Origin of the sequence: Bradyrhizobium sp. 197, assembly GCF_023073375.1 — a bacterium.
In the GTDB taxonomy this organism is placed as follows: domain Bacteria; phylum Pseudomonadota; class Alphaproteobacteria; order Rhizobiales; family Xanthobacteraceae; genus Bradyrhizobium.
On the sequence record NZ_JADPJJ010000092.1, the window covers coordinates 347,884 to 369,217 of the forward strand.

A 21,334-nucleotide genomic window follows, 5' to 3' on the forward strand; every position below is an offset into this window, starting at 1 on the left:
ACAACGCCGAAGGGGTGCGAAAGAGCGCTCTGACTAACCGCTCTTGCCCGAATTGGCAAGGTCCGGATTGGGGAGATTTTGCAGGGCAACGACGGTTTCCGGTGGGCTTCCGGCCGACTACGCCCTTGCCCGCTCGTTGCGGATGGAGAGGAGTTCCACGGGGCGGTCGGGAATGACGATCCGGAAGGTGGCGCCGAGGGTGCCTTCGACCAGATGGATGTCGCCGCCATGGGCGCGGACGAGCTCGGCGGCGATGGCAAGGCCAAGGCCGCTGCCGCCCGGGCGGCCGGAGGTCTGGAATGCCTCGAACAGATGGTCCCGGGTCTTCTGGGGCACGCCGGGGCCGGTGTCGGAGACCTCCAGGATGGCGACGGCGCCTTCGCGTTTTCCCGTGATCCGGATCTGCTGCGCGCCGCCCTCGGCCGACGAATGGCTTTCCAGCGCCTGGGCGGCGTTGCGGACGAGGTTGAGCAGCACGCGGAACAGCTGGTCGGGATCGGCGTCGACCGCGAGCCCCCGCTCGATCGCGGCGACCCAGACGATCGCGGCATCGCTGGCAAGGCCTGCGGTCTCGCGCACCTCCAGCACCACCGGCTCGATCAGGATCATGCGCCGGTCGGGCGCGGCCTCCTGGGCGCGGCCGTAAGACAAGGTCGACTGGCAGAAGGCGATGGCGCGCTCGAGCGAGCGCACGAGCTTTGGCGCAAAGCGCTGCACCCGCGGATCCGGCACGCTGGCGAGCTGATCCGACAAAAGCTGGGCCGAGGCCAACAAATTGCGCAGGTCGTGGTTGATCTTGGAGACGGCGAGGCCGAGGGCGGCAAGCCGGCTCTTCTGATGCAGCATCGACATCAAATCGCGCTGCATGTCCGACAATTCGCGCTCGGCGACCCCGATTTCGTCGCTGCGCTGGCTCGGCACGATGATCCCCGCCGAGCTCTCGGGGTTTTCGTGGAAGCCGACCAGGCTCGCCGTCAACCGCCGCATCGGGCGCACGAACAGATAATGGAGCGCGAGATAGACGAGGCCCGCGGTCAGCGCCGCGATGATCAGCGCGACCACCACGACGTTGCGGGAGAAGCGGTACATCGACTGCCGCAGCGGCAGCTCGTCGGTCACGATCTCGACGAACTGGGCGTTGCCGACCCCGGGCCCGACGATCCGGATGGCCTGGTTGCCGGTCTCCAGCATCATCCGGAACGAGCCGGTGATCGCCTCCCACGCCGTCATGTCGCGCAGATCGATGTCGTGCTCGATGGCGGTCGGCAGATTGTCGCTGGCGAGCAGACGGCGCTGCTGGCCCATCTTGATGGCGACGGCGCGGGCATTGATGCTTTTCAGGATCTGGCGCGACAGCGAATCGGGAACCATGCCGAGCGGAGCTGCATCGAGTACCAGCGCCGCCGTGTTGGCCGCCGCCACGCGGTCGTTCAGCCGGTTGACCCAGAAGTTGGCGATGGCAGGCACGTAGAGCAGGACGGCCGCGATCATCACCAGGGGAACAGTGAGCAGCAACAGCTTGCCGGATAGCCCAAGCCCGCGCGTCCCGCGCGGCTGCGTCGCCGGCGGGTCCCGCTGATCCTGATCCTGGATCGGCTGGAGGTCTGTCGCTGCCACGTATTCGCCCCTGTTGGCCTGGCTGATGGAGGATGCGACCCGCCCGGGGGCCGGTCAAATTACAGATCGCTAATCTGCCGAGGTGGGATGTAAGCGCGGATATCGCTAATCGCTACCTCAAGGGTTAAAAACCCCGCACAAACAGCGATATTCACCGGATCAGAGCGCTTGTGCGGCGTTGACGAAAAGGAGGCGCTCGCATATAAGCCGGCCAAATTGTCCGCGATGACCCGGTGTAACGCCGGGAGCGGCTCTCTTGGGGCCGAAAGCGGGCCCGTTTTGGGCAGCATCTTCCGGACTTTATCATCAATTCTACAGGCAAATTGCCCGGTCAGCGGAGAAAAACCCGTGAAGCGGACTTATCAACCCAGCAAACTGGTGCGCAAGCGCCGTCACGGCTTCCGTGCCCGTCTCGCTACTGCCGGCGGCCGCAAGGTTCTCGCCGCACGCCGCGCTCGCGGCCGCAAGCGTCTGAGCGCCTGAGCCGGACCCCCTTTTTGGGATTTCATCATGGATCGGCTGAGGCAGCGAGCGGATTTCCTCGCCGTTGCCAATGGCGCGCGGGTGAATAGTCCCGCGTTCGTCCTGCAAAGCCGTGGCCGGGACGACAGCGGCCCGATCCGGATCGGCTTCACCGTTACCAAAAAGAACGGCAACGCCCCCGAGCGCAATCGCATCCGGCGCCGGCTTCGCGAGCTGGTGAAGCGGCTCGATCCGGTGTCGATACAGCCCCATCATGATTATGTGCTGGTCGGCCGAAGGGACGCGCTCTCGCGCGGCTTCGCCACCATGCTCGACGATCTGCGCATAGCGTTCGCGAAGCCCGCGCGGCATACGCACAAGGGACGCGGCCCAAAAACCGACGGCCAAAGAACCGACGGCTTAAAGCCCGGCCCCGCTCCTGCGACCAGCCGCAAACCGGATTGATGACGAGAATGATGACCGACAACCGCAATACCATCCTCGCCGTCATTCTGTCGGGCCTCGTGCTGATCGCCTGGCAATATTTCTACAACATGCCGGCGATGGAGAAGCAGCGCGCCCAGCAACAGACGCAGGCCGAGCTGCAGAAGACCACGCCGCAGCCGACGGCTTCCGGGACGCCGGGCGCCACGCCGCAGCCCGGCACCGCAGGCACGCCCTCCGCTCCCCAGACTGCCAATCAGCCGGGCCAGCCGATCGTCAGCCGCGAGGCGGCGATTGCCGCCTCCCCCCGCGTCAAGATCGATACACCCCGCTTGACCGGCAGCATTGCCTTGAAGGGCGCGCGCATCGACGATCTCGCGCTGGTGCAGTATCGCGAAACGGTCGACCCGAAGTCGCCGCCGATCATCCTCTATTCGCCGTCGGGCACTGCAGAGCCCTATTACGCAGAATTTGGCTGGGTGGCCGGGACAGGCGGCATAAAGGTGCCCGACCGGACCACCGATTGGCAGCAGGAGGGCACCAACAGCCTGACGCCGTCCACGCCGGTCATGCTGAAATACGATAATGGCGAAGGCCTCACCTTCCGCCGCACCGTCACGATCGACGACCACTACCTCTTCAGCATCAAGGACGAGGTGACCAATGTCGGCAACGCGCCGGTCAAGCTCTATCCCTTCGCGCTGATCTCGCGCCACGGCACGCCGCACGTCTCGGGCTACTACATCCTGCATGAAGGCCTGATCGGTTATTTGGGCGAGCAGGGCTTGCAGGAGAAGGCCTATAAGGCTGTCGGCGAAGCACCCGCGATCGGCAACGGCGGACACGGGTTCGAATTCAACAACGTCACCAATGCCTGGCTCGGTATTACCGACAAATATTGGGCGTCTGCGCTCCTTCCCGACACGTCGGCAACGCTCAAGGCCCGTTTTGTCGCCGAACCCGGCACCCAGATCCGATACCAGACCGACTATCTGCAAAGCGAGCAGACCGTCCCGATCGGCGGCACGACGACGACGAACGCGCGGCTGTTCGCCGGCGCCAAGGAAGCCGGCGTCGTCGGCGTGTTTCCGTTCGCCGGCCTCGGCGGCTACAACAAGGAGCTCGGCCTCAACCATTTCGATCTCTTGATCGACTGGGGCTGGTTCTACTTCATCACCAAGCCGATGTTCCTCGGCCTCGACTTCTTCTACCGCTTCTTCGGCAATTTCGGCATCTCGATCCTGCTCGTGACCGTGATCGTGAAGTTCTTGTTCTTCCCGCTGGCGAACAAGTCCTACGCCTCGATGGCGAAGATGAAGTCGGTCCAGCCGCAGCTTCAGGCGCTCAAGGAGCGCTACCCCGACGACAAGGTGAAGCAGCAGCAGGAGATGATGGAGATCTACCGCAAGGAGAAGATCAACCCGGTCGCCGGCTGTCTTCCCGTGGTGATCCAGATCCCGGTGTTCTTCTCGCTCTACAAGGTGCTGTTCGTCACCATCGAGATGCGGCACGCGCCGTTCTTCGGCTGGATCAAGGACCTGTCCGCGCCGGATCCGACCAATCTGTTCACGCTGTTCGGCCTGATCCCGTTCGATCCGACCACGCTGCCGCTGTTCGGCCACTACCTCGCGCTCGGCATCTGGCCGATCATCATGGGCATCACGATGTGGTTCCAGATGAAGCTGAACCCGACGCCGCCGGATCCGACCCAGCAGCTGATCTTCAACTGGATGCCGCTGATCTTCACCTTCATGCTGGCGGGCTTCCCGGCGGGTCTCGTGATCTACTGGGCCTGGAACAACACGCTCTCAGTGCTCCAGCAGAGCTTCATCATGCGCCGCAACGGCGTGAAGGTAGAGCTGTTCGACAATCTCAAGGCGACGTTCGCGAAGAAGGCGACGTAGCTCTCCGTCATTGCGAGGAGCGAAGCTCCGAAGCAATCCAGACCGTTTCCCCGGAGGCACCCTGGATTGCTTCGCTTCGCTCGCAATGACACGGTAACAACCGAAAGCTTTCGCATGAATGACGACAAAGATGCGAAGCTGATCGAGGTCGGGCGAAAGCTGTTTGCCCGCGACTGGCAGTTCATCTGGGCCTCGCCCTCGATTGAAACGCTGCCGCCGATGGCGGGGCTGGAGATCGCCTTTGCCGGACGCTCCAATGTCGGCAAGTCGAGCCTGATCAACGCGCTGACCGGCCGCAACGCGCTCGCGCGCACCTCGCATACGCCGGGCCGCACCCAGGAGCTGATCTTCTTCGAGGTCCCCGGCAAGACCGAGCTCCGCCTCGTCGACATGCCCGGCTATGGCTATGCCAAGGCGCCGAAGAGCCAGGTCGCGTCCTGGACCGAGCTGATCCACAAATTCCTGCTCGGCCGTGCCTCGCTCGCGCGCGTCTACGTGTTGATCGACGCGCGGCATGGCCTCAAGGAGGTCGACCACGAAGTCCTGAAGACGCTCGACCGCTCCGCGGTCAGTTACCAGATCGTGCTGACCAAGGCAGACCAGGTGAAGGCCGCCGAGCTCACTGAGCGGATTGCCGAGACCGGCGTTGCGCTCGCCAAACATCCCGCCGCGTTTCCGGATGTGCTGACGACCTCGTCCCGCTCCGGATCCGGCATGGCCGAGCTGCGCGCCGCGATGGCGAAGCTGCTGGAGGAGCGGACCAAGTGATGGCGCGCCTGTTGATCGGGCTTGCCGGTTTGATGGGCGCCGCCGGCGTCGCGCTGGCCGCCGCCGCCGCCCACGGTGGCGATGCGAGCCGGCTTGCTTCGGCGAGCGCCATGCTGCTGTTTCATGCAACTGCCGTACTTGCGGCCACAGCCCTGCTCGCGCACCGCCTTCTGCACGGCGGAATTGGCCTCATTGCTGCGTTCGGTTTCGTACTCGGCGCCGCGTTGTTCGCGGGCGACCTCACCTTGCGGCAATATGCCGGCCATTCGCTGTTTCCATATGCGGCGCCGACGGGTGGAACGGTGATGATTTTGAGCTGGCTGGTGGTGACGCTCGCGGCGGTGGTGGTGAAGCGCGGTCCGTAGCGGCTGCGTCGGGGCACGAAGACCACTTTGCGCCTCGCCCGCCAATCAGATAGAACGCGGCCCGAGTATCCCGCCAGCGAGATCCGCCTCATGACCGAAATCTCACCGCTCGACCAGGCCCGCATCCTGTCCGAAGCGCTGCCGCACATGCAGCAGTATGACGAGGAAACCATCGTCATCAAGTATGGCGGCCATGCCATGGGCGACGAGGAGGCCGCGAAGAATTTTGCCCGCGACATCGTGCTGCTCGAGCAGACCGCGATCAATCCGGTGGTGGTGCATGGCGGCGGCCCGCAGATCGCGACCATGCTCAAGCGGCTCGGCATCGCCTCGGAATTCGCCGCCGGCCTGCGCATCACTGATGCCGCGACGATCGAGATCGTCGAGATGGTGCTGGCCGGCTCCGTCAACAAGCAGATCGTCGGCTACATCAACGAAGCCGGCGGCAAGGCCGTGGGCCTGTCAGGCAAGGACGCCAACATGGTGAAGGCGTCGAAGACGACGCGCACCATCATCGATCCGGACTCGCACATCGAGAAGGCGGTCGATCTCGGCTTCGTCGGCGACCCCGAGAAAGTCGACCTCACGCTGCTCAACCAGCTGATCGGCTACGAGCTGATCCCGGTGCTGGCACCGCTCGCAACCTCGAAAGAGGGCCAGACGCTGAACGTCAACGCCGACACTTTTGCAGGCGCCGTGGCCGGCGCGCTGAAGGCAAAGCGGCTGCTGCTGCTCACCGACGTGCCCGGCGTGCTCGACAAGTCGAAGAAGCTGATCCCGCAGCTCTCGGTCAAGGACGCGCGAAAGCTGATCGCCGACGGCACCATTTCCGGCGGCATGATCCCAAAGGTCGAGACCTGCATCTACGCGCTCGAACAGGGTGTCGAGGGCGTCGTCATCATCGACGGCAAGATGCAGCACGCGGTGCTGCTCGAACTCTTCACCAACACGGGCACAGGAACTCTGATCCACAAGTGAGAGATGAGAAACCGAGAGACGCCGTCATGGCCGAGCTTGTCCCGGCCATCCACGATCTTTCGTCCCGCACCAAGGACATGGATGCCCGGGACAAGCCCAGCAACAACGGGCGGAGAGTTCAGCGACCGCGCCGCTCCACTCTCACGCGCTTCCTGATGACGCTCCCTGCCGCAGCCATCTCGTTTGTCTTCTCCTCCGCGCCGGCCTTCGCCGACCTCAAGATCTGCAACCGCATGTCCTACGTCGTCGAGGCCGCGATCGGCATCGACGACAAGGCGGCGACCGCCACGCGCGGCTGGTTCAGGATCGATCCCGCAACCTGTCGCGTGGTGGTGCAGGGCACGCTGTCCGCCGACCGCATCCTGCTCAACGCCCGCGCGCTCGGCGTCTACGGCGCATCCCCGATCCCCCAGAACGGCAGCGACACGCTGTGCGTCGCGCAGGACAATTTCGTCATCGCGGCCGCGCGGCAGTGCCGCAGCGGCCAGGCCCAGGCCGCCTTCACGCAGATCACGCCGACGCAAGGCGCGGACGGTAATCTCGTCGCCTATCTCGCGGAGGATTCCGAATATGACGACGAGCAGGCCCGCCTTGCCGCCATCCAGCGGCTTTTGGTGATTGCAGGCTACGATGCCGCGCCGATCGATGGCGTCGACGGGCCGAAGACGCAAGGCGCGCTGGCCGCTTTTCTGAAGAGTCGCGGATTGTCGTCGGACATCGTGTCGTCGCCGAACCTCTTCAAGACCATGGTCGATGCGGTGCAGACGCCGTCTCCGACCGGCCTCACCTGGTGCAACGACACCCCGCACAAGGTGATGGCGGCGGTCGCCACCGACGACGGCAAGTCGGTGACGAGCCGCGGCTGGTATCGCATCGATCCCAAGACCTGCCTGCACCCTGACGTGGCCGGCCAGCCCAGGCAGATCTTCAGCTTCGCCGAGGCCATCGACGCCGACAACCGCGTCGTCAAGCTGAAGGACAAGCCGCTGAACTGGGGCGGCGACAAGCAACTTTGCACGCGCGAAACCAAGTTCGAGACCCACGAGCAGACCGATTGCGGCGCACGCGGTTTCGCGGCGACGGGTTTCGGCGCGGTGGACATGTCAAGCGGCGGCAAGACGCTGCGGTTTGCGATGCCGTGATTGAGAAAGCTGTGATGACCCCACCCCGCGCCTTCGCCCATATCGACACCTGGGTGTTCGACCTCGACAACACGCTGTATCCGCACCACGTCAATCTGTGGCAGCAGGTCGATGCGCGGATCACCGAGTTCGTTTGCAACTGGCTGAACCTGACGCCGGTGGAAGCGCGCAAGATCCAGAAGGATTATTACCAGCGCTTCGGCACCACGATGCGCGGCATGATGACCCTGCACGGCGTACGCGCCGAAGACTATCTCGCCTACGTCCACAAGATCGACCACTCGCCGCTGGAGCCGAACCCGGCGCTGGGCGAAGCCATCGCAAAACTGTCGGGACGAAAGCTGATCCTGACCAACGGCTCGGTCGACCATGTCGATGCGGTGCTGGCGCGGCTGGGCTTTGCTGCACATTTCGATGGCGTGTTCGACATTATCGCGGCCGAATTCGAGCCGAAGCCGGCGCCGCAGACCTACCGGAAATTTCTCTTGGACCATTCGGTCGACCCGATGCGGTCGGCCATGTTCGAAGACCTCGCCCGCAACCTCACCGTCCCGCACGAGCTCGGCATGACGACGGTGCTGGTGGTGCCTGACGGCACCAGGGAGGTGGTGCGCGAGGACTGGGAGCTGGAAGGCCGGGACGCCGCCCATGTTGACCACGTCACGGATGATCTGGCGGGGTTTTTAGGCAGGTTGTCTCATCCCAGGTGAGCCGTCATACCCGGCGAAGGCGGGTATCCGGTCATCGCCGCCGTTTCGATTCATCACGACCGCCGCGGCGTACTGGATCACCCGCTCCAGCGCGCAAGGCCGGTGATGACAGCGAACCAAGCTTGACTCCGTCCCCCAAATCCCGAAAAAGCGCCCCAATCCATCAAAATTCCCATTCCCTAGAGGAAATGCCGATGTCCCTCCAAGCCCTCGAATCCACCATCAACGGCGCCTTCGAGGCGCGCGACGACGTCTCGACCTCGACCAGGGGCGAGGTCCGCGAGGCCGTGGATCAGGCGCTGGAGATTCTGGACAAGGGCGAGGCGCGCGTTGCCGAGCGCGGGGCCGACGGCAAGTGGAAGGTCAATCAATGGCTGAAGAAGGCCGTGCTGCTCTCGTTCCGCCTCAACGACATGGGTGCCATTCCCGGCGGCCCCGGCAAGGCGACCTGGTGGGACAAGGTGCCCTCGAAGTTCGACGGCTGGGGCGAGAACCGCTTTCGCGACGCCGGTTTCCGCGCCGTTCCCGGCTCGATCGTGCGCCGCTCGGCCTTCATCGCCCGCAACGTCGTGTTGATGCCGTCCTTCGTCAATCTCGGCGCCTATGTCGATGAGTCGACCATGATCGACACCTGGTCGACCGTCGGCTCCTGCGCGCAGATCGGCAAGCGCGTGCACATCTCCGGCGGCGTCGGCATCGGCGGTGTGCTCGAGCCGCTGCAGGCCGAACCCGTCATCATCGAGGACGATTGCTTCATCGGCGCACGCAGCGAAGTCGCCGAGGGCGTGATCGTGCGCAAGGGCGCGGTGCTGTCGATGGGTGTGTTCCTGGGCGCCTCGACCAAGATCGTCGACCGCGAGACCGGCGAGATCTTTATCGGCGAGGTGCCGGAATATTCGGTCGTCGTTCCCGGCGCGCTGCCCGGCAAGCCCATGAAGAACGGCCAGATCGGCCCGAGCACCGCCTGCGCCGTCATCGTCAAGCGCGTCGACGAGCGCACGCGCTCGAAGACCAGCATCAACGAGCTGCTGCGGGATTAAATCTCCCTCACCGTCACCGTGAGGCGGCCGCTCCTTCAGCGGCCCTCGAAGGGCGACGGCCCGGCTGCTGGCTGCATCGAACCCACCTTCCCTCCATCGGCACCAATATCCGGGCGACCTCTCCCGCCCGGAGCCTTTGGCACGGACTGGACCTGGTATCTCTTGCGCTTCGACGACCGCCTCTGCTCTTGCAAAGGACTGGGACCAGCAGGGCGAGATCGAATTTGTCCCGCGCAGCGCTAGCCCGCCCGGCGGCATGCATGTTAAGCGGGGCGCATGACCGATGCTCTCTCGATTGCCCGCGATCTCATCCGCTGCCCCTCGGTAACTCCGGCCGATGCCGGTGCGCTGGGCGTGCTCGAAAAAGCTCTCACCGCAGCCGGCTTCATGTGCCACCGCGTCACCTTCAGCGAGCCCGGCACGGCCGACGTCGACAATCTCTATGCGCGGATCGGCACTGACGCGCCGCACATCACCTTCGCGGGCCACACCGACGTGGTGCCGCCGGGCGACGAGAGCGCATGGAGCGTCGGCGCATTCTCCGGCGAGGTGAAGGACGGCTTTCTGCACGGCCGCGGCGCGGTCGACATGAAGGGCGGCATCGCCTGCTCGGTGGCAGCCGTGCTGGAGCATCTCGCCGCGAACGACGATAAGCCGCGCGCAGACGGAAAGGGCTCGATCTCGTTCCTGATCACCGGCGACGAGGAAGACGTCTCCATCAACGGCACCATCAAACTGTTGAAGTGGGCGGCCGAGCGCGGCGAGAAATTCGATCATTGCGTGCTTGGCGAGCCCTCCAATGTCGAGACGCTCGGCGACACCATCAAGGTCGGCCGCCGCGGCTCGCAATCCGGCACGCTTTACGTCGACGGCATGCAGGGCCATGTCGCCTATCCGCACCGAGCGGCGAATCCGGTGCCGGACATTTCGCGATTGATCGTCGCGATCTCCGACGAGCCGCTCGACCATGGCAGCGCGCAGTTCCAGGCCTCCAACCTCGAATTCACCTCGGTCGACGTCGGCAACACCGCCAACAACGTCATCCCCGGCCAGGCCCGCGCAAAATTCAACATCCGCTACAACGACAACCACAGCCAGGCGAGCCTGCGCGAGCTGGTCGAGACGCGGCTGACAAAGGCCTGCGGCAACCGCATTCGCGCCCGCATCGTCTGGGATCCCTCGAACTCGAACGTGTTCGTAACCAAGCCCGGCCCGTTCACCGAACTCGCGGTGTCCGCGATCGAGGACGTGACGGGCCGCAAGCCGGAGCTGTCGACCTCGGGCGGCACCTCGGATGCGCGCTTCATCTCCAGCTACTGCCCGGTGATCGAGTTCGGCCTGGTCGGCCAGACCATGCACCAGGTCGACGAACGCGTGCCGGTGGTTGATCTGGAGAAGCTCACGCAGGTGTATCGCGGGATTTTGGCAAGGTATTTTGGGTAGGCTCTGCTGCCAGCTACTCACTCCGCCGTCATGCCTGGGGAGACAGCAAACGCCCTCCTCTCAGTAATCCACCTTCATCAGATACAGCCCGTCCGGCGGGGCGACGATGCCGCAGGCGGCGCGGTTGCGCGCGGCGAGTGCTGCGGAGAGATCGTCCGCGGTCCAGCGTCCCTCGCCGACCCACATCAGCGACCCCACCATCGAGCGCACCTGGCTGTGCAGGAATGAGCGCGCCGAGGTGATCACCGTCAGTTCGCGGCCGTCGCGCTCTACGTCAAGCTGGTCGAGCGTCTTCTCCGGCGATTTGGCCTGGCACTCGGTGTCGCGAAACGTCGTGAAATCGTGCTTGCCGAGCAGGCGCTGCGCCGCCGCGTGCATCGCATCGGCATCGAGCCGGCGCGGCACGCGCCAGGCGTGGCCGACATCGAGCGCGAGATTGGCGCGGGTGTTGACGATGCGGTAGCGGTAGTGACGCTTCACGGCCGAGAAGCGCGCCTCGAAGGTATCAGGCACGATCTCCGCCTCGAGCACCGCGACCGGATGCGGGCGCAGATGCGCATTCAAGCCGTCGCGAAAACGGCCCTGCGGAAACTCCTTGTCGATATCGACATGCGCGACCTGGCCTCGCGCATGCACGCCGGCATCGGTGCGTCCGGCGCCGTGCACGCGCGCATCCGCGCCGGTCATCGCCTTGACAGCAGCCTCCAGCGCACCCTGCACCGACGGCAGCGTCTCCTGCACCTGCCAGCCGAAGAACGGCGCGCCGTCATATTCGATGGTGAGCTTGTAGCGTGGCATCTTGTCCAGTTTCGCTGTCATCGTCCGGCTCGACCGGACGATCCAGTACTCCGCAGCCTATCCGTTCGACCGAGAAGCCTCGGCGTACTGGATACCCCGCCTTCGCGGGGTATGACAGCGTCAGGTGAATTTGGCGCCGGTCTTCAGCGGCACGCCGCGCAGGAAGTCCGCGGCCTGCATGCGCGCCTTGCCTTCGCGCTGGAGCTCGATAAGGCCGATTGCGCCATCGCCGCAGGCAATGGTGAGGTGATCGTCGAGCACCTCGCCCGGCCTACCCGAACCCTTCGCCAATTCACAGCGCAGGATTTTCACGCGCGCGTTCTCGCTCACCCCGGTGAGCTCGGCCCAGGCGCCGGGGAACGGCGACAAGCCGTGGATGTGGCGCAGCACCTCGCGCGCCGGCCTGGTCCAGTCGATCCGCGCTTCGGCCTTGTCGATCTTGGCCGCATAGGTGACGCCGTCCTCGCTCTGCTGCTTGAGCTGAAGCCCGCCGCGGGCGAGCGCGGCCATGGCGCGCACCATCAGATCGGCGCCGAGCCGGGACAGGCGGTCGTGCAGATCGACCGCAGTCATGGTGTCAGTGATTGCAAGGCGCTCGGCCATGGCGACGTCGCCGGTGTCGAGGCCGACATCCATCTTCATGACCATCACGCCGCTCTCGGCATCGCCGGCCATGATCGCGCGGTTGATGGGAGCAGCACCGCGCCAGCGTGGCAACAGCGAAGCATGCAGATTGTAGCAGCCGAGCTTTGGCGCATCGAGGATCGCCTGCGGCAGGATCATGCCATAGGCGACGACGACGGCCGCATCGGCGTCGAAGGCACGAAATTCTGCCAGCGCCCCCTCGGTTTTCAACGTCTTCGGCGTCAGCACGGGAACGCCGAGTTTTCGTGCGGCCTCTTCCACCGGGGTCGGCTGCAATTGCAGGCCGCGCCGGCCGCCGGGCTTCGGCGCGCGCGTATACACGGCCGCGATCTCGTGGCCATGCGCAACGAGCTCGAGCAGCGTCGGCACGGAGAAATCGGGCGTGCCCATGAAGATCAGGCGGAGGGGCATGTGGCGGCGCTCGGTAAGGTTTGTTTCTCCGTCATGCCCGGGCTTGTCCCCGGGCATCCACGGTCTTGGCGACAAAGCAAGCAAGCGTGGATGGCCGGGTCAAGCCCGGCCATGACGACCGAGTGTTACTCACTCCGCGCGCTTGGCGGCTTTCTCGAACTTCTTCAGCACGCGGTCGCGCTTGAGTTTTGACAGATAATCGACGAACAGCACGCCGTTGAGATGGTCGATCTCGTGCTGGATGCAGGTGGCGTAGATGCCTGCGGCATCCTCCTCGTGCACCTTGCCGTCGAGATCGGTGAAGCGCACCCGCACTTTCGCGGGACGTTCGACCTCCTCGTAATATTCGGGGATCGACAGGCAGCCTTCCTCGTAGACCGACAGCTCCTCAGAGGAGGCGATGATTTCCGGATTGATGAAGACGCGCGGCTCGGGCTTGGTCTCGCCGTCCTGGTCGGGCTTGGCAAGGTCCATGGTAATCAGCCGCAACGGCTGCGCGATCTGGATCGCCGCAAGCCCGATGCCGGGCGCGTCGTACATGGTCTCGAACATGTCGTCGGCAAGCTTACGGATCTCCGGCGTGACCTTCTCGATCGGCTTGGAGACCAGACGCAGCTGCTTGTCGGGCAGGATGATGATTTCTCTGAGGGCCATGGCCGCGATTTAAGCCGCGCGCCCGATGCGGTCAATCCGGCCCGGAACCCCGTTAACCCTCCGCTAACCATAAAACTTCAGGTTTCCTTAACCATAAAAATTAACGGGGCATTTACCATAAATGTTCGCTATTCGTTCGTGCGGCGAAGCGAATCGGCTAGAAGCAGGGCTATGAACGAGATCATTTTCATGCTCGGCGACTGGCCGGTGCGCACCGTGGACGCGCTGATCGGCTTCGGCGCGCTCGTCCTCATCCTGATGGTGGCGATCGCCGTCGTGATCGCGCGCTCCGGACGGCGCGGCGCGGAACTTGCGATGGCCAACGCCATCCGCGCCGACGAGCTCGAGGAGCGCCTGAGCCAAGTGCTGCACGCCCAGAGCGAGGCTTCGGGCCGGGTCGACGCCATGACCCAGACGCTCGCCGGCCGCCAGGCCGACATGGCGCGCGCGGTCAATGAACGGCTGGATTCGGTGACCCACCGCGTCGGCCAATCGATGGAAAACACCACGCGCAACACCATGGATAGCCTGCGCGCCCTGCACGAGCGGCTCGGCATCATCGATAGCGCCCACAAGAACCTCACCGACCTCACCACGCAGGTGACGACCTTGCGCGACGTGCTCGCCAACAAGCAGTCGCGCGGCGCCTTTGGTCAGGCGCGGATGGAGGCGATCGTCCAGGACGGCCTGCCGAAGGGGGCCTACGAGTTCCAGTTCACGCTCTCGACCGGCAAGCGGCCCGACTGCGTCGTGTTCCTGCCCGACCAGCGTCCGCTCTGCATCGACGCGAAATTCCCGCTGGAAGCTATGACTGCGCTGCACGATGCCCGCACCGACGAGGAACGGCGCGGCGCCACGCAGCGGCTGCGCAGCGACGTGATGAAGCATGTCAGCGACATCGCCGAGAAATACCTCGTCGCCGGCGAGACCCAGGAAATGGCGTTGATGTTCGTGCCGTCGGAATCGGTCTACGCCGAGATCCATGACGGCTTCGATGACGTGATCCAGAAGGCCTATCGCGCCCGTGTCGTGCTGGTATCGCCCTCGCTGCTGATGCTGGCGATCCAGGTGATGCAGCAGATCATGAAGGACGCGCGCATGCGCGATGCCGCCGACCAGATCCGCACCGAAGTGATCAAGCTCGGCGACGACCTCGGCCGCCTCAGGGATCGCGTGGTGAAATTGCAGAAGCACTTTGCCGACGCGAACGAGGACGTGCGGCAGGTGCTGATCTCCGCCGACAAGATCGAGAAGCGCGCGGGGCGAATCGAGGAGCTCGATTTCAGCAAGACAGATACGCCCGAAGGCCCGCATCTGGTGGCGACCGGCGCGCCGGAGCTGTTCCCAAGGAAGCTCCAGGCGGGGGAGTGACCTGTTCGAGACTGCCGCCACAATCTCGGCTGTCGTCGTCCGGCTTGACCGGGCGACCCAGTATTCCAGAGACGCCAAATGGGAACGCGCAGCTACTACGTCTACATACTCGCTAGCAAGATCGGCGGCACCCTCTATATCGGCGTGACCAATGATCTCATCCGCCGGGTAGCGGAACACAAATCAAAGCTGATTGAGAGCTTCACAGAGCAGTACGACGTCGTCAGGCTCGTCTACTTCGAGCAGTTCGATGATCCCGAGAACGCGATCAGGCGCGAGAAGCGACTCAAGAAATGGAAGCGAGCATGGAAGATCGCGCTGATCGAGAAAGACAATCCGGACTGGAATGATCTTTATCCGGAGATAGCAGGTCCCCCATAACCCCTGCCTCTGGAATACTGGATCGCCCGGTCAAGCCGGGCGACGACACCTCGCTTGTGGCCGCCAGAATCTGCTAACACCCTCCCATGACCGCACCCGACGCGACCTCTTCCGCCACCGCCGATGCGCCCTCCTCCTGGCGTGACAGCCTTGCCGTTTACCTGCAACCGCGGGTGCTGATCGTGCTGTTCCTCGGCTTCTCGTCCGGGCTGCCGCTGGCGCTGTCGGGCTCGACCCTGCTGGTGTGGATGCGGGAATCTGGCGTCGATCTCAAAACCATCGGGCTGTTTGCGCTGGTCGGCACGCCCTACACGCTGAAATTCCTGTGGGCGCCGCTGGTGGACGCGCTGCACGTGCCGCTGTTCACGCGCGCGTTCGGGCGGCGGCGCGGCTGGCTGCTGTTCTCGCAATCGCTGCTGATCGTCGCGATCCTGCTGCTGGCGCTGACCGACCCCGCGCGCTCGCCGTTCTTCGTCGCGCTCGGCGCATTGCTGGTGGCGACGACCTCGTCGACGCAGGACATCGTGGTCGACGCCTTCCGCGTCGAGAGCCTGCCGGAGAGCGAGCAGGCCGCCGGCATGGCGTCCTATGTCGCGGCCTATCGCATCGGCATGCTGGTCTCGACCGCCGGTGCGCTGTTCATCGTTTCGGGTTTCGAGAGCACCGGCATCACCCGCACATCGGCCTGGATGTGGGGCTATGTGGTGATGGCGGGAATGGTGCTGATCGGGACGATCACCGCACTGGTCGCGACCGAGCCCGAGCAGTCGGTGCGGGCGGAAGCCGCGACGCAAACGGAGACCGCGTTCGCACGCGTGCTGCGCGCGGCGATCGGCGCCTTCTCGGAATTCCTGACGCGGAAGGACGCGCTCGCCGCGCTCGCCTTCGTCGTGCTGTTCAAGTTCACCGACGCCTTCTCCGGAACGATGACCGCGCCGTTCGTGATCGACCTCGGCTTCTCCCGCAACGACTATGCGGCGATCGTGAAGGGCGTCGGCCTCGCGGCGACGCTGATCGGCGGCTTTGCCGGCGGCTTCGTCGCGCGGCGCTATTCGCTTGCGGCCAGCCTTTGGATCGGCGGCGTGGTGCAGGCGCTCGCGAACCTCTCCTTCTCCTGGCTGGCCTTGGTCGGCACCAGCCAATGGGCGCTCGCCTTCGCCATCACAGCTGAGAATTTCACCAGCGCCATCGGCACGGTGATCTTCGTCGCCTATCTTTCGGCACTCTGCCAGAACCCGCTGCACACGGCGACGCAATATGCGCTGCTCACCGCGCTTGCCGCGGTGGGGCGGACCTATCTCTCATCAGGCGCCGGCTTCGTGGCGGATACGACCGGCTGGCCGCTGTTCTTCGTGATCTGCATGCTGGTGGCGATCCCGAGCCTGGTGCTGCTGGTCTGGCTGCAGAAGCGCGGGCACTTTGACGCGCTGGGACCGGTAAGGGTTTAATCTCGACCGCAATCGTCATTGCGAGCGAAGCGAAGCAATCCAGACTGCCGCCGCGGAAACAGTCTGGATTGCTTCGTCGCAAGAGCTCCTCGCAATGACAGCGGAGGCTCCTACTGCTTCTTGATCAGACTCCACTTCGTGATCACGGCTTCGCTCATCTGCCCGGGATCGCTGGCGCAGGCGATTTCGTCGACCTTGACCGAGATCTCCTTGCCGGCGAACGTCTTCAGCTGCGCGGCCTGCGCGTCGCCGCTGGGAACGAGCTGGAAGGTTTCGGGCCCGGTCTCGAGATTGCACAGCCCGCTCGGCGGCGGCAGCCGGCGCGGTTCGGTGGTGATCTGGTAGGTCGCAACCCGCTTGCCGACGTTCTTGACGTCGCGCACTTTCATCGTGTTCAGCTCGCCCGAGAGCACCTCGCCGGCATTGATCAGCTTGCCGGGCTTCGCCGGCGGCGGAGCCCCGTCATCCTGCTGCGCGGAGATGGCCGGTGTCCCCAGCGTCATCATCGTTGCGATCAAAGCCCATCGTGTGGCGAAAAGTTTCGTCATGTCGTTCGTTCCGTAAGTCTGGATGGCTAGAACAAGGTGCGCTGCCGCATCGCGGCCGATAGCGTACCTTCATCGAGATAATCAAGCTCGCCGCCGACCGGCACACCATGCGCGAGCCGGGTTACTTTTACGTTGGCGTCCTGAAGCAGGTCGGTGATGTAATGCGCCGTGGTCTGGCCGTCGACGGTGGCATTCAGCGCCAGAATGACTTCATGCACCTGCGTGTCATGCGCGCGCGCCACCAGCGCCTCGATGGTGAGGTCCTGCGGGCCGACACCGTCGAGCGGCGACAACGTCGCGCCCAGCACATGGTAGCGCCCTTGAGTGGCATTGGCCCGCTCCAGCGCCCAGAGATCGGCAACGTCGGCGACGACGACGATGATCGAGGGATCGCGCTTCGGATCGAGGCAGACCGTGCAGGGACTTTGCGTGTCGATGTTGCCGCAGGTCTTGCAGACCTGGACCTTGTCGAGCGCGACCTGCATGGCCGAGGACAGCGGCATCATCAGCGCTTCGCGCTTCTTGATCAGATGCAGCGCCGCACGCCGCGCCGAGCGTGGACCGAGGCCCGGCAGCCGCGCGAGAAGCTGGACCAGCCGCTCGATTTCAGGACCCGCAACAGCGCCCATACTATTGGCCGAGCATCCCCGGCGGCAGGCTGAGCCCGCCCGTGAGCGCCTGCATCTTCTCCTGCATGGCGGCCTCCGCCTTGCGGCGGGCGTCACCGAACGCGGTGACGAGCAGATCCTCGAGCACCTCGCGCTCTTCGACCTTCATCAGCGAGGGATCGATCCTGACGCCCTTGACGTCCATCTTCGCGGTCATGCGCACGGCGACGAGACCGCCGCCGGAAATGCCCTCGACCTCGACGTTGGCGAGTTGGTCCTGCATCTCCTGCATCTTGGATTGCAGCTGCTGCGCCTGCTTCATCATGCCGAAAATATCGACCATCGGTGCTGTCCTTGGAAAGCTAGGCTCTAGAGATCGTCGCCGTCGGAACCGTCGGGCGGATCGTCACTGCCATAGTCGGCATTAATATCGGATGCCGGCGCCTCGGGGGCAAGCCTGCGGACTTCGACGACCTTCGCACCCGGAAAACGCGACAGCACCTCCCGCACGCGCGGATCGGCCTCCGCGGTGCGCGCATGTTCCTGCTTGGCCGCCTGGTTCACCGAGCGCAACGTCGGCTGGCCTTGCTCGTTGGAGACGATCACGGTCCAGCGGCGCCCGGTCCACAGCTCGAATTTTCGCGCGAGGTCGGAAATCATGGTCTTGGAGGCGTTGGGCTCGAGCGCGACTTCCAGCCGGCCCTCCTCGAAACGGACGAGACGCATGTCGCCTTCGAGCGCGCCCTTGATCATGAGGTCGCGCCTCTGGCCGGCGAGCGCGACGAGCTGGGTGAAGCTCGTGACGCGTAGCGCGGGCGTCGCGCCTTGCGGGTCAGCGGCGGGCGCAGCCATCTGCGGACGGGCGCCACCGCCGCCGCCGCCAAACGAGGACGGAGACGAATTCGGCATGCGAACGGGCGCAGCGGACGCAACCGGCGCGGCCGGCGCGCTACGCGCGGCACCGCCACCGCTCACGACCGGCGAACCGCCTCCGCCCTGCTCCAGCATCTTGAGCGCCTCGTCCGGCGTCGGCAGGTCGGCGACATAGGCGATGCGCACCAGCACCATCTCGGCGGCTGCCGCGGGCCGCGTCGCGGCCTGCACCTCGGTGATGCCCTTGAGCAGCATCTGCCACATCCGCGACAGCACGCGCATCGAGATCTTCGAGGCGAAATCCCGCGCGCGCACGCGCTCGGTCTCGCCATAGGCGACGTTGTCGGCGGTCGCCGGCACGATCTTCACGCGGGTGACAAAATTGACGAACTCGGCGAGATCCGAGAGCACGACGATCGGATCGGCGCCGACGTCGTACTGGTCGCGGAACTCCCTGAAGGCGCTGGCGATGTCGCCACGCGCCAGAGAGTCAAAAAGGTCGATGACGCGGGTGCGGTCGGCGAGCCCCAGCATCTGCCTGATAGCATCGGCCTTCACGGTGCCTGCTGCATGCGCGATCGCCTGATCGAGCAGCGAGAGCGAATCGCGCACCGAGCCTTCCGCTGCGCGCGCGATGATTCCGAGCGCCTCCGGCTCGATCTCGACGTTTTCCTTGGCCGCGATGTTGGCGAGATGCTTCATCAGCACGTCGGCCTCGACCCGGCGCAGGTCGAAACGCTGGCAGCGCGACAGCACCGTGACCGGAACCTTGCGGATCTCCGTCGTGGCGAACACGAATTTGGCGTGCTCCGGCGGTTCCTCCAGCGTCTTCAGGAAGGCGTTGAACGCCGCCGTCGACAGCATGTGGACTTCGTCGATGATGTAGACCTTGTAGCGGGCGCTGGCCGGCGCGTAGCGCACGCTGTCATTGATCTGGCGGACGTCGTCGACGCCGGTATGCGAGGCCGCGTCCATCTCCAGCACGTCCATGTGCCGGCTTTCCATGATCGCCTGGCAATGCACGCCGAGCGTCGGCATGTGGACCGTCGGGCCCTTCACCGAGCTATCCGGCATCTCGTAGTTGAGCGCACGGGCAAGGATGCGCGCGGTGGTGGTCTTGCCGACGCCGCGGACGCCGGTGAGAATCCAGGCCTGCGGAATGCGGCCGGTCTCGAACGCATTGGAGACGGTGCGGACCACGGCCTCCTGGCCGATCAGATCGTCGAACGAGGAAGGGCGGTATTTCCGCGCGAGCACCCGGTAGGGCGTTCCCGGCTGGGCGCCGAGGGCAAAGCCGGCCTGGCTGGCGCTATCGGAATTGGGAGGGGCGCCGGCGTCGGTCATCGGTCGATCCGCAATGGAATGTCTTTCAGCCGGCGTTTGCGGAAAGGAGCGCGCTGGCGGTTTTGCGCCGGCGCAATTCGCTCGAAAAACAAGTAGGAGACTGACGAGCGACCCGATCCGGACCTCGTTAGGGCTGCTTCCTTCCGGACCTGACCCGGTTGGCGAGTGGCTCGTCCACCGCCAATCTCCCGGTCCCTATTTGGGGCCAAAAGGGCCGGAAAGCAAGCGGGTATGCGTCGGTCCCGCGCACCCGGCGGGGCGGCCCGTCGAACCATTTGGGCCGCTGACAACGGCTCAGGGTCCGCTGCCTGGAACCTCCGTGATTCGCGCAAATCGCTTACGGTACTCCGCGGGCGTCACACCGACGTGACGATGGAATGCGCGGCGCAGCGTATCGGCGTCGGCAAATCCACAATGCAGCGCCACCTGCTTCGGGGCTTCATTGCCAAACTCGAGCAGCCGCCGCGCCGCGTTGACGCGGGCCTCTTCGACCCAGGTCGCAGGCGTGACCCCCACCTCGGCGCGGAACAGCCGCGCAAAATGCCTCGGGCTGAGCTCCATGCGCGTCGCCAGGCTGGCGACGCTGTGATCCAGCCCGGGATTGGCGGCGACCCAGCGCTGCAGCTCCTGCAGCGCGGCGCGGCCGGCGGGGACAGCCTCGCCCTTGCGGGTGAACTGCATCTGCCCACCCGGGCGCTTGAAGAACATCACGAGCTGGCTTGCGACCTTCATGGCCGTATCGCGTCCGAGATCTTCCTCGACCAGTGCCAGCGCCAGATCGAGCCCCGCAGTCACGCCGGCGGCTGTGCGGAGCTTTCCGTCGATGACGTAGATGGCATCCTTGTCCACCGTGACCGATGGGAATCTGCTGGCCAGCATGTCTGCGACCGCCCAATGCGTCGTGACCCGCCTGCCATCCAGAAGACCGGCGGCGGCAAGAAAGAACGCCCCGCTGCACACCGAGCCGAATCTACGGGTCCTCGAAGCCCGTCGCCGAAGCCAGTCGACTACGCGTCCATCCGCAGGGACTTCGGCGGCGTTCGGGCATCCCGCCACCAGCAGGGTGTCGATGGGGTCCTGGAAGTCACGGTCGACGATCCGGTCAGGCATCAGCCGGATGCCTGAGGAGCTGCGGATCGGCCCCGGCTCCGCGCCGCCCACGAACAAGGCATAGGCCGGATAGCCGGCCTGCACGTTCGCTTCGGCAAACACGTCGAGTGGTCCGGCAACGTCGAGCAGCTGCACTCCCGGCAGCGCCACGATTACGATCGTTCTTGGCTTCGGTTTCGCGCCCATGGCCGCCTCGGTCCGGATTTGTCCGTTTTAGACGTATTACGTCGATTCCAGACAGACTAGCCGGGATTTACGATGCACGCGACC

22 protein-coding genes and 1 other RNA gene are annotated in these 21,334 nt (G+C 65.0%); 13 read left to right on the forward strand and 10 right to left on the reverse strand.

The genetic code is table 11. From position 1 onward, the window contains the following. Positions 1–117: 117 nt before the first annotated feature. Positions 118–1,617, reverse strand: coding sequence for an ATP-binding protein (locus IVB27_RS22145; protein ID WP_247445334.1), 1,500 nt, complete (start codon positions 1,615–1,617; stop codon positions 118–120). 348 nt (positions 1,618–1,965) lie between these two features. On the opposite strand from IVB27_RS22145, the gene rpmH reads away from it, so the two are divergent. The 10 genes from rpmH to dapE all read left to right on the forward strand — a co-directional run bounded on the left by rpmH (position 1,966) and on the right by dapE (position 10,873). Continuing rightward, entirely contained in the window at positions 1,966–2,100 is a 135-nt protein-coding gene (gene rpmH / locus IVB27_RS22150) for a 50S ribosomal protein L34 (RefSeq protein WP_008542748.1), read from the forward strand. Between the two features lie 27 nt (positions 2,101–2,127). Next, positions 2,128–2,544, forward strand: coding sequence for a ribonuclease P protein component (rnpA, locus tag IVB27_RS22155; RefSeq protein WP_247445335.1), 417 nt, complete (start codon positions 2,128–2,130; stop codon positions 2,542–2,544). Positions 2,545–2,555: 11 nt separating this feature from the next. Then, positions 2,556–4,427: a membrane protein insertase YidC gene (yidC, locus tag IVB27_RS22160; RefSeq protein ID WP_247445469.1), complete on the forward strand. Its 1,872-nt coding sequence runs from the start codon at positions 2,556–2,558 to the stop codon at positions 4,425–4,427. 114 nt (positions 4,428–4,541) lie between these two features. Continuing rightward, positions 4,542–5,195, forward strand: a complete 654-nt coding sequence (yihA, locus tag IVB27_RS22165) for a ribosome biogenesis GTP-binding protein YihA/YsxC (RefSeq protein WP_247351423.1) — start codon at positions 4,542–4,544, stop codon at positions 5,193–5,195. Further along, positions 5,195–5,560: a DUF423 domain-containing protein gene (locus IVB27_RS22170; RefSeq protein ID WP_247445336.1), complete on the forward strand. Its 366-nt coding sequence runs from the start codon at positions 5,195–5,197 to the stop codon at positions 5,558–5,560. Before yihA ends, IVB27_RS22170 begins: the two co-directional genes overlap by 1 nt. A 90-nt stretch (positions 5,561–5,650) precedes the next feature. Continuing rightward, positions 5,651–6,538: an acetylglutamate kinase gene (argB, locus tag IVB27_RS22175; protein WP_247445337.1), complete on the forward strand. Its 888-nt coding sequence runs from the start codon at positions 5,651–5,653 to the stop codon at positions 6,536–6,538. A gap of 155 nt (positions 6,539–6,693) precedes the next feature. Beyond that, the gene (locus IVB27_RS22180; protein ID WP_247445470.1) at positions 6,694–7,680 is read left to right on the forward strand and encodes a DUF1036 domain-containing protein; all 987 of its coding nucleotides are present in this window, start codon (positions 6,694–6,696) and stop codon (positions 7,678–7,680) included. A gap of 14 nt (positions 7,681–7,694) precedes the next feature. Next, positions 7,695–8,390, forward strand: a complete 696-nt coding sequence (locus IVB27_RS22185) for a pyrimidine 5'-nucleotidase (protein WP_247445338.1) — start codon at positions 7,695–7,697, stop codon at positions 8,388–8,390. A 194-nt stretch (positions 8,391–8,584) separates the two neighbouring features. Then, the gene (gene dapD, locus IVB27_RS22190; RefSeq protein ID WP_247445339.1) at positions 8,585–9,430 is read left to right on the forward strand and encodes a 2,3,4,5-tetrahydropyridine-2,6-dicarboxylate N-succinyltransferase; all 846 of its coding nucleotides are present in this window, start codon (positions 8,585–8,587) and stop codon (positions 9,428–9,430) included. Positions 9,431–9,706: 276 nt separating this feature from the next. Further along, positions 9,707–10,873 (forward strand): succinyl-diaminopimelate desuccinylase, encoded by a 1,167-nt coding sequence (gene dapE / locus IVB27_RS22195; protein ID WP_247445340.1) that lies wholly within the window; start codon positions 9,707–9,709, stop codon positions 10,871–10,873. A gap of 60 nt (positions 10,874–10,933) precedes the next feature. Here the strand turns inward: dapE and truA are convergent, their stop codons facing one another. From truA to def, 3 genes are all read right to left on the reverse strand, one after another. After that, on the reverse strand, positions 10,934–11,671 hold the full coding sequence (gene truA, locus IVB27_RS22200) for a tRNA pseudouridine(38-40) synthase TruA (protein WP_247445471.1): 738 nt from the start codon (positions 11,669–11,671) through the stop codon (positions 10,934–10,936). Positions 11,672–11,791: 120 nt separating this feature from the next. Continuing rightward, entirely contained in the window at positions 11,792–12,727 is a 936-nt protein-coding gene (gene fmt / locus IVB27_RS22205; RefSeq protein ID WP_247445341.1) for a methionyl-tRNA formyltransferase, read from the reverse strand. Positions 12,728–12,856: 129 nt separating this feature from the next. Next, a complete protein-coding gene (gene def, locus IVB27_RS22210; RefSeq protein ID WP_247445342.1) occupies positions 12,857–13,381 on the reverse strand; it encodes a peptide deformylase in 525 nt (174 codons plus the stop codon). Positions 13,382–13,552: 171 nt separating this feature from the next. Between def and IVB27_RS22215 the strand changes: the two genes are divergently transcribed. The 3 genes from IVB27_RS22215 to IVB27_RS22225 all read left to right on the forward strand — a co-directional run bounded on the left by IVB27_RS22215 (position 13,553) and on the right by IVB27_RS22225 (position 16,581). After that, the gene (locus IVB27_RS22215; RefSeq protein ID WP_247445343.1) at positions 13,553–14,752 is read left to right on the forward strand and encodes a DNA recombination protein RmuC; all 1,200 of its coding nucleotides are present in this window, start codon (positions 13,553–13,555) and stop codon (positions 14,750–14,752) included. Positions 14,753–14,830: 78 nt separating this feature from the next. Continuing rightward, the gene (locus tag IVB27_RS22220) at positions 14,831–15,133 is read left to right on the forward strand and encodes a GIY-YIG nuclease family protein (protein WP_247351443.1); all 303 of its coding nucleotides are present in this window, start codon (positions 14,831–14,833) and stop codon (positions 15,131–15,133) included. 86 nt (positions 15,134–15,219) lie between these two features. Continuing rightward, a complete protein-coding gene (locus tag IVB27_RS22225; RefSeq protein ID WP_247445344.1) occupies positions 15,220–16,581 on the forward strand; it encodes an AmpG family muropeptide MFS transporter in 1,362 nt (453 codons plus the stop codon). A 110-nt stretch (positions 16,582–16,691) separates the two neighbouring features. Here IVB27_RS22225 and IVB27_RS22230 read toward each other — a convergent pair whose 3' ends face one another. The 6 genes from IVB27_RS22230 to IVB27_RS22255 form a co-directional block, all read right to left on the reverse strand. After that, positions 16,692–17,129: a hypothetical protein gene (locus IVB27_RS22230; RefSeq protein ID WP_247445345.1), complete on the reverse strand. Its 438-nt coding sequence runs from the start codon at positions 17,127–17,129 to the stop codon at positions 16,692–16,694. A 26-nt stretch (positions 17,130–17,155) separates the two neighbouring features. Then, on the reverse strand, positions 17,156–17,758 hold the full coding sequence (gene recR, locus IVB27_RS22235; RefSeq protein ID WP_247445346.1) for a recombination mediator RecR: 603 nt from the start codon (positions 17,756–17,758) through the stop codon (positions 17,156–17,158). A gap of 1 nt (position 17,759) precedes the next feature. Next, positions 17,760–18,080, reverse strand: a complete 321-nt coding sequence (locus tag IVB27_RS22240) for a YbaB/EbfC family nucleoid-associated protein (protein ID WP_247445347.1) — start codon at positions 18,078–18,080, stop codon at positions 17,760–17,762. A gap of 26 nt (positions 18,081–18,106) precedes the next feature. Further along, entirely contained in the window at positions 18,107–19,954 is a 1,848-nt protein-coding gene (locus IVB27_RS22245; RefSeq protein ID WP_247445348.1) for a DNA polymerase III subunit gamma/tau, read from the reverse strand. Between the two features lie 92 nt (positions 19,955–20,046). Next, positions 20,047–20,143: signal recognition particle sRNA small type (gene ffs, locus IVB27_RS22250), an RNA gene on the reverse strand. Between the two features lie 105 nt (positions 20,144–20,248). Further along, the gene (locus IVB27_RS22255; protein ID WP_247445349.1) at positions 20,249–21,250 is read right to left on the reverse strand and encodes a GlxA family transcriptional regulator; all 1,002 of its coding nucleotides are present in this window, start codon (positions 21,248–21,250) and stop codon (positions 20,249–20,251) included. Positions 21,251–21,334: the final 84 nt, after the last annotated feature.

Excerpts from the sequence above, each read along its gene's own strand:
- rnpA (WP_247445335.1), top strand. The coding sequence starts at position 2,128 with ATGGATCGGCTGAGGCAGCGAGCGGATTTCCTCGCCGTTGCCAATGGC.
- yidC (WP_247445469.1), top strand. The coding sequence starts at position 2,556 with ATGACCGACAACCGCAATACCATCCTCGCCGTCATTCTGTCGGGCCTC.
- yihA (WP_247351423.1), top strand. The coding sequence starts at position 4,542 with ATGAATGACGACAAAGATGCGAAGCTGATCGAGGTCGGGCGAAAGCTG.
- IVB27_RS22170 (WP_247445336.1), top strand. The coding sequence starts at position 5,195 with ATGGCGCGCCTGTTGATCGGGCTTGCCGGTTTGATGGGCGCCGCCGGC.
- argB (WP_247445337.1), top strand. The coding sequence starts at position 5,651 with ATGACCGAAATCTCACCGCTCGACCAGGCCCGCATCCTGTCCGAAGCG.
- IVB27_RS22180 (WP_247445470.1), top strand. The coding sequence starts at position 6,694 with ATGACGCTCCCTGCCGCAGCCATCTCGTTTGTCTTCTCCTCCGCGCCG.
- IVB27_RS22185 (WP_247445338.1), top strand. The coding sequence starts at position 7,695 with ATGACCCCACCCCGCGCCTTCGCCCATATCGACACCTGGGTGTTCGAC.
- dapD (WP_247445339.1), top strand. The coding sequence starts at position 8,585 with ATGTCCCTCCAAGCCCTCGAATCCACCATCAACGGCGCCTTCGAGGCG.
- dapE (WP_247445340.1), top strand. The coding sequence starts at position 9,707 with ATGACCGATGCTCTCTCGATTGCCCGCGATCTCATCCGCTGCCCCTCG.
- truA (WP_247445471.1), bottom strand. The coding sequence starts at position 11,671 with ATGCCACGCTACAAGCTCACCATCGAATATGACGGCGCGCCGTTCTTC.
- fmt (WP_247445341.1), bottom strand. The coding sequence starts at position 12,727 with ATGCCCCTCCGCCTGATCTTCATGGGCACGCCCGATTTCTCCGTGCCG.
- def (WP_247445342.1), bottom strand. The coding sequence starts at position 13,381 with ATGGCCCTCAGAGAAATCATCATCCTGCCCGACAAGCAGCTGCGTCTG.
- IVB27_RS22215 (WP_247445343.1), top strand. The coding sequence starts at position 13,553 with ATGAACGAGATCATTTTCATGCTCGGCGACTGGCCGGTGCGCACCGTG.
- IVB27_RS22220 (WP_247351443.1), top strand. The coding sequence starts at position 14,831 with ATGGGAACGCGCAGCTACTACGTCTACATACTCGCTAGCAAGATCGGC.
- IVB27_RS22225 (WP_247445344.1), top strand. The coding sequence starts at position 15,220 with ATGACCGCACCCGACGCGACCTCTTCCGCCACCGCCGATGCGCCCTCC.
- IVB27_RS22230 (WP_247445345.1), bottom strand. The coding sequence starts at position 17,129 with ATGACGAAACTTTTCGCCACACGATGGGCTTTGATCGCAACGATGATG.
- recR (WP_247445346.1), bottom strand. The coding sequence starts at position 17,758 with ATGGGCGCTGTTGCGGGTCCTGAAATCGAGCGGCTGGTCCAGCTTCTC.
- IVB27_RS22240 (WP_247445347.1), bottom strand. The coding sequence starts at position 18,080 with ATGGTCGATATTTTCGGCATGATGAAGCAGGCGCAGCAGCTGCAATCC.
- IVB27_RS22245 (WP_247445348.1), bottom strand. The coding sequence starts at position 19,954 with ATGACCGACGCCGGCGCCCCTCCCAATTCCGATAGCGCCAGCCAGGCC.
- IVB27_RS22255 (WP_247445349.1), bottom strand. The coding sequence starts at position 21,250 with ATGGGCGCGAAACCGAAGCCAAGAACGATCGTAATCGTGGCGCTGCCG.